General features: G+C 69.0%; 4 protein-coding genes. 1 reads left to right on the forward strand and 3 read right to left on the reverse strand.

Annotation, left to right across the window (positions count from 1 at the left end; translation table 11 throughout):
- Position 1: 1 nt before the first annotated feature.
- The 3 genes from ACT6QK_RS09290 to ACT6QK_RS09300 all read right to left on the reverse strand — a co-directional run bounded on the left by ACT6QK_RS09290 (position 2) and on the right by ACT6QK_RS09300 (position 7397).
- The gene (locus ACT6QK_RS09290) at positions 2-4900 is read right to left on the reverse strand and encodes an NAD-glutamate dehydrogenase (protein ID WP_444597549.1); all 4899 of its coding nucleotides are present in this window, start codon (positions 4898-4900) and stop codon (positions 2-4) included.
- A gap of 192 nt (positions 4901-5092) precedes the next feature.
- On the reverse strand, positions 5093-5932 hold the full coding sequence (locus ACT6QK_RS09295; protein ID WP_444597550.1) for an outer membrane protein: 840 nt from the start codon (positions 5930-5932) through the stop codon (positions 5093-5095).
- 325 nt (positions 5933-6257) lie between these two features.
- Positions 6258-7397, reverse strand: coding sequence for an AI-2E family transporter (locus tag ACT6QK_RS09300; protein ID WP_444597551.1), 1140 nt, complete (start codon positions 7395-7397; stop codon positions 6258-6260).
- Between the two features lie 136 nt (positions 7398-7533).
- On the opposite strand from ACT6QK_RS09300, the gene ACT6QK_RS09305 reads away from it, so the two are divergent.
- Positions 7534-8630: helicase HerA-like domain-containing protein (locus ACT6QK_RS09305; RefSeq protein WP_444597552.1), on the forward strand; the 1097-nt coding region annotated here is incomplete at its 3' end.

Genomic DNA, 8630 nt, shown 5'->3' on the forward strand with positions numbered 1-8630 from the left:
GTCAGCCGACCGTCGCGGCCACGCTGCGGATCGAGCCGTTGGCGATGGTCAGCTTGGCGAAGGTCCAGCCCGAGCCCGAAGCCTCGATCTGGTCCACCGAGGCGCGCAGAGCCTCCACCACCGGCAGGCGGGCGCCGATCCAGGCGTCCACCGCCGCCTCCGCCGTAGCTTCCGCCGCTCCGACCGAGGGGTCCGACGCCGCCGCGACGGCCCGGGTCAGACCGCGCTGCTCCTGCATCAGATCCTCGATCAGGCGACGGACGGCCAGCCGGTCGAAATGATCCGCCGACGGAATCGAGCCCGCCGCCGCGCGCAGCCGGTCGAAATCAAACGCCGCCCCGACCTGGTGATAGAGCCGCGCCATGGCCGCCACGGGCCAGTTCGCCTCGCGCGCCAGATCGCCGATGTCCGCTGCCGCCACCAGAGGCCGCATCAGGGAGATGCTGCGGGCCAGATCCTCGGGCGCGCCCAGGGCCGCGAACTTCGCCACCCGCGCCTCCAGCCGCTCCTGTTCGAACTGCGACAGCACCGCCGGCCCCTCGGTCTGCAGACCGTCGGCCGCCGGACGATAGAGGTCGATCAGGCTCTGGACCGTGGTCCCGTCACGCGCCGCCCGGCGCGCCAGCCAGAAGGTCTGGCGACGCAGCACCACCGCGATCTCGTTATAGAGGGCCGTCTGGGCCTCGGCCGAGATATTGAGATCGAGCGCCGACACCGCCTTCCAGGCCTCGTCCAGCCTGAACACCCGCCGCGCCGCCTCGAAGGCCAGCACGAGCGCGGTGGTGTCGCATTCGGCCGAGTCGCGCAGGCGGTCCGGGAAGCTGGGCCCCGTCATGTTGACGATCTCGTTGGCCAGGACCGTCGCCACGATCTCGCGCCGCAGCCGGTGGCCCTTCATCTGCTCCTCGAACCGGGCCAGCGGCTCGGGGAAATAGCGGACCAGGGTCTCCTCGAAGAAGGGATCCTCCGGCGCCCGCGAGGCGACGATGTCGTCCGACAGCTCCAGCTTGCCATAGGCCATCAGCACGGCCAGCTCGGGTCGGGTCAGCACCTGACCCGCCGCCATCATCTCGGCCATGCGCTGGTCGTTGGGCAGGCCCTCGACCTTGCGGTCCAGCTTGCCGCGCGCGACCAGGGTCTGCATGAACCTCTGTTGGGCGTCCAGCGCCCCTGTCCCCTCGGACTGTTGCAGGGTCAGGGCCAGGGTCTGGTCGTAGTTGTGGGCCAGCACCTTCAACCCGACCTCGTCGGTCATGGAGGCCAGCAGGCCGTTGCGCTCCGCCGCCGGCAGGACGCCGTTGGTCACCGCCGACCCGACCAGGATCTTGATGTTGACCTCATGGTCGGAAGTGTCGACGCCCGCCGAGTTGTCGATGGCGTCGGTGTTGATGCGTCCACCGTTCTGGGCGAACACGATCCGGCCCGCCTGGGTGAAGCCGAGGTTGGCTCCCTCCCCCACCACCTTGACGCGCAGCTCGTCGCCGTTGATGCGAAGGGCGTCGGTGCCCTTGTCCCCGACCTGAGCGTCGGTCTCGGCCGGCGACTTCACATAGGTGCCGATGCCGCCGAGATAGAGTAGTTCGACCGGCGATTTCAGGATGGCCCGCATCAGGCCGACCGGGTCCAGCACGTCGTCGGTGATGTCCAGCGCCGCCTTGATCTGGGGCGTCAGCTGGATCGACTTGGCCGAACGGGAGAAGACCCCGCCCCCCTCGGAGATCAGGCTCTTGTCGTAGTCCTGCCAGGACGAACGCGGCAGATCGAACAGCCGCTTGCGTTCCGCCCACGACCGGGCCGGATCGGGCGTCGGGTCGATGAAGATGTCGCGGTGATCGAAGGCGGCGACCAGCTGGGTCGCCTTCGACAGCAGGATGCCGTTGCCGAACACGTCGCCGGACATGTCGCCCACGCCCACGGCGGTGAAGGGCTCGGTCTGGATGTCCTTGCCGATCTCGCGGAAGTGGCGCTTGACCGCCTCCCAGGCGCCGCGCGCCGTGATGCCCATGGCCTTGTGGTCATAGCCGATGGAGCCGCCCGAGGCGAAGGCGTCGCCCAGCCAGAAGCCGTAGTCGGCCGAGACCCCGTTGGCGATGTCGGAGAAGGTCGCGGTCCCCTTGTCGGCCGCGACGACCAGATAGGGGTCGTCCCCCTCCCAGGCCACGACGTTCGACGGATGGATCACCCCGCCGTCCGCGCCGATGTTGTCGGTGATGTCCAGCAACCCGGACAGGAAGGTGCGATAGGCGCGGATGGCCTCGGCCTGTTGGGCGTCGCGGTCGCCGCCGGCGCGGACGATCTCGGACAGCTTCTTGGGGAAGAAGCCGCCCTTGGAGCCGACCGGCACGATGACGGCGTTCTTGACCTGCTGCGCCTTGACCAGACCCAGGACCTCGGTGCGGAAGTCGTCGCGCCGGTCCGACCAGCGCAGGCCCCCCCGGGCCACCGGCCCGAACCGCAGATGCACGCCCTCGATGTGCGGCGCACAGACGAAGATCTCGCGATAGGGCTTGGGCAGGGGCAGGTCGTCCAGCTCGCGCGAGGCGATCTTGATCGAGATGTGCGGCCGCACCAACCCGTCGGCGCCGTGCTGATAGAAGTTGGTCCGCTTGATCGCCCCGATCAGCAGATAGAGGCGACGCAGCACCCGGTCGTGGTCCAGGCTCTTGACCGCCTGCAGGCTGTCGACGATGGCCGCGCCGCGCGCCGCGATATCCGCCTCGCGTGCGGCGACATCCCCGCCCGTCGCCGGATCGAACTTGGCCGCGAACAGGGCCAAGAGGGCGCGCGCCACCTCGGGATAGTCGCGCAGGGCCTCTTCCTGCACCGCCTGGGACGGGTCCATCCCCGTCTGCTGGCGATACTTGGCCAGGGTGCGCACCAGCGCCGCCTGACGCCAGTCCACGCCCAGCTCCAGCACCAGACGGTTGAAGCCGTCGCTTTCGGTGTGCCCGCTCCAGACGGCGGCGAAGGCGGCCTCGAACGGCCCGGAAATGTCGGCGAAGCTCAGGGCCGCGCCGCGCGGATCCTCCAGCAGGAACTCATGGACATGGATTTCCGCTTCGCCGGTCGGGCGGATGGCGTGGCCCCACTCCTCCAGGGTCTTCAGCCCCATGTCGGCCAGGATCGGCAGGACGTCGGACAGGGGCACCGCGGCGCCCCGGCGATAGAGCTTGAACCGGAACTGCAGGGGTGTGTCCGTCGTGGCCCGGAAGGCGCGCACCGCAACCTGTTCGCCCGCGTCAGCCGCACCGCCGTCGTTCAGCCGGTCGATCTGCATCAGGTCGGCGATGGCCTCGGCCGCGTCATAGCGGTCGCGATAGCCGGCGCCGAAGGCCTCGGCCCATTTGGCGCTCAGGGCGCCGATCTGGACGTCGTCGATCCCGGCCTGGCGGGCGGCGGTCTCGAACCGCTCCACCCAACCGCGCCCGGCCTCGACCACCGCCGCCTCCAGGGCGACCGGATCGGGCGTCGGATGGTCGCCGGGCGAGACGCCGATGATGTAGTGGACCCGCACGAGGGGAGCGTCCGACAGCTGCGGATACCAGGCCGAGAGCCGTCCGCCCCAGGCCGCGGCCAGGATGCGGCCGATCCGCTCGCGCACCGCCGCCTCGAATCGCTCGCGCGGAATGAAGACCAGGACCGAGATGAACCGGTCGAACGGGTCCTTGCGGGTGAAGGTCTTGATCCGGGGCCGGTCGTAGAGGTGCAGGATGCCCAGGGCGATGGGCAGCAGGGCGTCCTCGGAGATCTGGAACAGCTCGTCCCGGGGATAGTTCTCCAGGATGTTCTTGAGCCGCTTCTCGTTGTGACTGCCCGGAACCTTGCCCGCCCGGCTCAGGGCGTTGGCGACCTTGCGCCGCAGCAGGGGCACGGCGTTGGCCGCCTTGTCATAGGCTTCGGCGGTGAACAGGCCGACGAAACGGGTCTCGCCCGTCGCCTTGCCGTCCGCGCCGTAACGCTTGACCCCGATATAGTCCATGTAGGTCCGGCGGTGGACGCGCGAGCGTAGATTGGCCTTGGCCACCGTCACCGGCTCGGACAGGTCGATCTGGCGCTTCATCTGGGCGGTCAGGATCGCGGGCTCGGACGTGCGGCGCAGCACCGCCCGGCTCGGATCGCGCAGCACGCCCAGCCCCTGTTCGGCGAGGCCCAGCGGCTCTTCGGCCTGATAGCCGCCGTCCTCAGTGCGCGGGTAGTCGTAGTTGCGGGCCCCCAGGAAGACGAAATGGTCGGCGTTCAGCCAGCGCAGGAAGGCCAGATTCTCTTCCGCCGCCTCGGGCGAAGCCTCGCCCGCGTTACGCTCGAGCTCCGCGATGGCCCGCTCCATCATCTCGGTCATGGCGCCATGGTCCGCGACCGCGGCCTGAACATCACCGAGAGCCTGGTCCAGCTCGGTCTTCAGAACCGCCCGGCGCTCGGCCGGCAGGGGGTCGATGACCACGATGATCATGGACTCCCGGCCTCCCGCCGCGTCAGCCTGACGGCGACCCTCGGCCGAGCGGCCCGTGACCACCACCGGGTGGAACATGGCGCGGACCGAAACGCCGGCGTCCGCCAGTTCGCCCATCACGCTGTCGACCAGGAAGGGCCGGTCGTCCTGGATGATGGCGACGACGTCATAGCAGCTCGACCGGCCGTCAGCCGCAGCGAGGGGTTCGACCGTGACCCGGGGCGCCTCGCCCGGGCGGCGGACCTCCGCCTCCTTCCAGACCTTGGCCAGCAGGGCCGCGAGATCCTCGCCGCCCAGTTCCGGCGTTTCGTCGGCCGCATAGTCTTCGTGCGCCTGGGCCAGATAGGAGGCGGCCAGGGGCCCGCCCCCGCCGCCCGCCGCCGTCTCAAAGGCCCGCGTCAGCGCCTCCAGGGAAATCGCCTGAGGGACGGAGCGGGGTTCGCCGGACATGGAGCGGATCTCGTTTGGTCGCGGCGCCGAGGCCGCCGAATTGCGCGACAGACTAGGCGCTTGTCGCGCCGGATCAATGAAGGGCTGATTACCGCCGGGCGACCGGTGTCGAAAGGCGCAAACGACACGGCCGGACCCGCTTTCGCAGGCCCGGCCATACTTATCGTCGATAAGTCTGCTCTGGTCGAAGGATCAGAAGCGGTAGCTCATGCCGATGTTGACGGCGTGCATGCCGAACTTCGAGTTGCTGCGGATCATGTCCGTGCCCGTGGTGTTGGGCGCCAGGATGAAGGGGTTGGTCGCGGGGGCCGTGCCCGGACCGACGCGGATGACGTGATCGCCGGCGTCCAGCGAGGTGTAAAGGTATTCGCCGGTGACGCTCAGGTTCGGGGCCAGCCGATATTCGACGCCGCCGCCCATCTGATAGCCGTCGGCCTTGTCGTCATCGATCCGCGTGGTGAAGGTGTTGGCGCCGTTGGAGGTGTAGAAGCCGTTCTCGATCTTGCCCGAGGCGTAGCCGCCCGTGACATAGGCCAGGGCCGGACCCCAGGCGTAGCCGAGGCGGGCGCGCACGGCGGCGAGAGATTCCAGCTTCCGCACGAAGGTGTAGTTGGCCGGGGTGGTGCTGAAGCCGGTGACGGAATCCTCCTGGCTGCCGACGCCATAGTCGGCCACCGCGCCGATCACGAAGGCGCCCAGCTGGTAGTCGTAGCCGAGGCGAACGCCGGCCATGGCGTTGTCGCCGTCGTCGTCGCAGCCCTGGGGCTGGGAGTTGCCGTTGGCGCCGCCGCCGCAATAGCCGGGGCTGAAGGCGTCGCCGCCGGCGGCCAGGCTGACCGTGTCGCCATAGTTGCCGTCCAGATTGCGGTCGAAGCGCAGGCGTTCGTCCTCCTGGCCGTTCTCCTGGGTCGCCCCGCCGTAGAGGCCGATATAGGGGCCCGTCCAGTCGGTGGTCTGGGCCATGGCCGGCGCGGCGCCGAGGGCGGCGAACAGGGCGGCGGCGGAGGTGAGGGCGAGGGTGGTCTTGGTCATGAAGGCGCTCCTGGCGTGAATGAGGCAGGCGGAAGAGGGGCGCCCGACGGTTTCGAGACGACCTAACGAACCGACTACGCGAGGGTTGCCTTGCCGGATGGGGCTCGCGCCCCTTTGTCACAGGAGGGAACCCTTGTTCTTCAAGGGATTTCGCGCGCGCGACCCTGCCGGAAACAGACAGGGCCGCCTGACGGGGGAATGTCAGACGGCCCTGCTTTTGCAAACCGGCGCGGGAGGGGAAGGGCGCCGGCGCTCGCGCCACGGTCCGGGAGGGGGAAGGAGACCGTGTCGTTCGGGATCAGAAATAGGGAGGGTTTCGCGCGCTTCAAGAGGACGGGGCGTCGCTCCCGGCGGCGGTTTTGCGTGGCGAAACGCCGCGCCTCTTCGGCTTGGGTTTGCCGTCGTCGGCATAGGGCTGGCCGTCGCCGCTCAGCAGCACCGCCAGCCAGCGCGACCCCTTGAATTCCGCCAGGATCGCCATGGCCATGACCGCCAGGGGCGTCGACAGAAACATGCCCACCACCCCCCACATCTTGCCGAACAGGGCCAGGGACAACAGGACCGCCACCGGGTCGATGTTCTGGTTGTCGCCCTGCATGCGCGGCTGAACCATGTTGCCGACGATGAACAGGATGATCTGAAGCCCGATCAGCAGGATGGCGGCGGGCCAGTAGCTCTCGAACTGGACCAGGGCGAACAGGGGCGGGGCCAGGCCGCCCACGGCGCCGCCCAGCACCGGGATGAAGCCGACGACGAAGATGACGAAGGTCCAGAACTCCGCGTTCTGCAGCCCCACCGCCTTCATCAGGATCCAGGCCGCGACGCAGATCATGGCCCCCGTCACCGACTGGACCCAGATATAGCCCTCCACCCCGCCGCGAACCCGCTGGAAGACCTGCAGGGCCTCGTCGCGCTGGGCTCCGTCGGGGAACATGGCGACAAGCTTGCGCCGGAAGCTGCCCTGCGACGCCAGGAGGAAGCCCAGATAGACCAGGACGAAGAAGGCGCCCGAGGCCACGCCCTGGGCCTGGACCGCCACGCTGCCGATATAGCGCGAGATGTTGACGCCCTGGATCAGGTCCTGGGCCGTCGGCGGGGAGGGGACCCCGAACAGGCCGTAGACGTCGGTGATGATCTGATCGATGCGCGGACCGATGCTGTTGGCGACGCCCGACGCCTGTCCGAAGAAGCCCGCCGCCCCGTTGATGATGATGGCGATCGACCCGGCGAAGATCAGCACCACCACGATCAGGGAGGCGATCCCGGCCCAGCGGTGGGGCAGGGGCGTCTTCTGCTCGATGGTCCGCTTCACCCCGTCGATGACGATCAGCAGGAAGATGGCCATAGCCAGGGGCGTCAGGATGTCGGCCAGCCAGACCAGGGCGGCGGCGGCGACCACCACGGCGATCAGGACGATGGCGTTGCGGGCGACGATGGAGGAAGGGACGGCGGTCGGGGATTTCATCGTTCGCTTGTCGGTGGCGTCGGGCGCCCCGTCAATCGGCGTTTGCGGCCCCGCTTGCGGCCAAGGGCGCCGGGGACTGTCGCATCGCCCTCGAAATCCCTCTAAACGGGTGGCACGACCTTCCGCGAGACCCGACATGCCCGACGCCGCCGCCCCCGCACTTTTCATCGGCCAGACCACCGACAGCGGCGCGCCCCTGCCCGAGGCCCTGCTCTTCGGCCGCGCCAACCGCCACGGGGTCATCGCGGGCGCCACCGGCACGGGCAAGACCGTCACCCTCCAGATCCTGGCCCAGGGCTTTTCCGACGCCGGGGTGCCGGTCTTCTGCGCCGATGTGAAGGGCGACCTGTCGGGCATCAGCCAGCCGGGCTCGCCCAATGAAAAACTTCTGGCCCGCGCCGCCTCGATGAACCTGACGCTCCAGCCCAAGGGCGCCCCGACGGTCTTCTGGGATCTCTATGGCCAGAAGGGCCATCCCGTCCGCGCCACCGTCAGCGAGATCGGCCCCCTGCTGCTGGCCCGGATGCTGGACCTCAACGACGTCCAGGAAGGGGTCCTGTCGATCGCCTTCCACGTCGCGGACAAGGAGGGCCTGCTGCTACTGGACCTCGACGACCTGCGCTCGGTCCTGACCTATGTCGCCGAAAACGCCCAGCAGATCGGCCGCGAGGTCGGCAATGTCGCCCCCGCCTCCATCGCCTCCATCCAGCGCGCCCTCTTGCAACTCGAACAACAGGGCGGCGACGCCTTCCTCGGCGAACCGGCCCTGCGCCTTGAAGACCTGATCCGCACCGGCCTGGACGGTCGGGGTCAGGTGAACGTGCTGGACGCCACCCGGCTGATGAACAATCCACGCCTCTACGGCGCCTTCCTGCTGTGGCTGATGTCGGAGCTGTTCGAACAGCTGCCCGAGATCGGCGACCCGGAAAAACCGCGCCTGGTCTTCTTCTTCGACGAGGCCCACCTGCTGTTCAACGACGCCCCCAAGGCCCTGCTGCAGAAGATCGAACAGGTGGTGCGCCTGATCCGCTCCAAGGGCGTCGGGGTCTATTTCATCACCCAGAACCCGGCCGACATTCCCGACACGGTCCTGGCCCAGCTCGGCAACCGGGTGCAGCACGGCCTGCGCGCCTACACTCCCGCCGAGCAGAAGGGGCTCAAGGCCGCCGCCCAGAGCTTCCGCGCCAACCCCGCCTTCGACACCGCCGAGGCCATCCAGGCCCTGGGCACGGG

It is taken from the genome of Brevundimonas sp., from assembly GCF_052436175.1.
Classification (GTDB): domain Bacteria; phylum Pseudomonadota; class Alphaproteobacteria; order Caulobacterales; family Caulobacteraceae; genus Brevundimonas.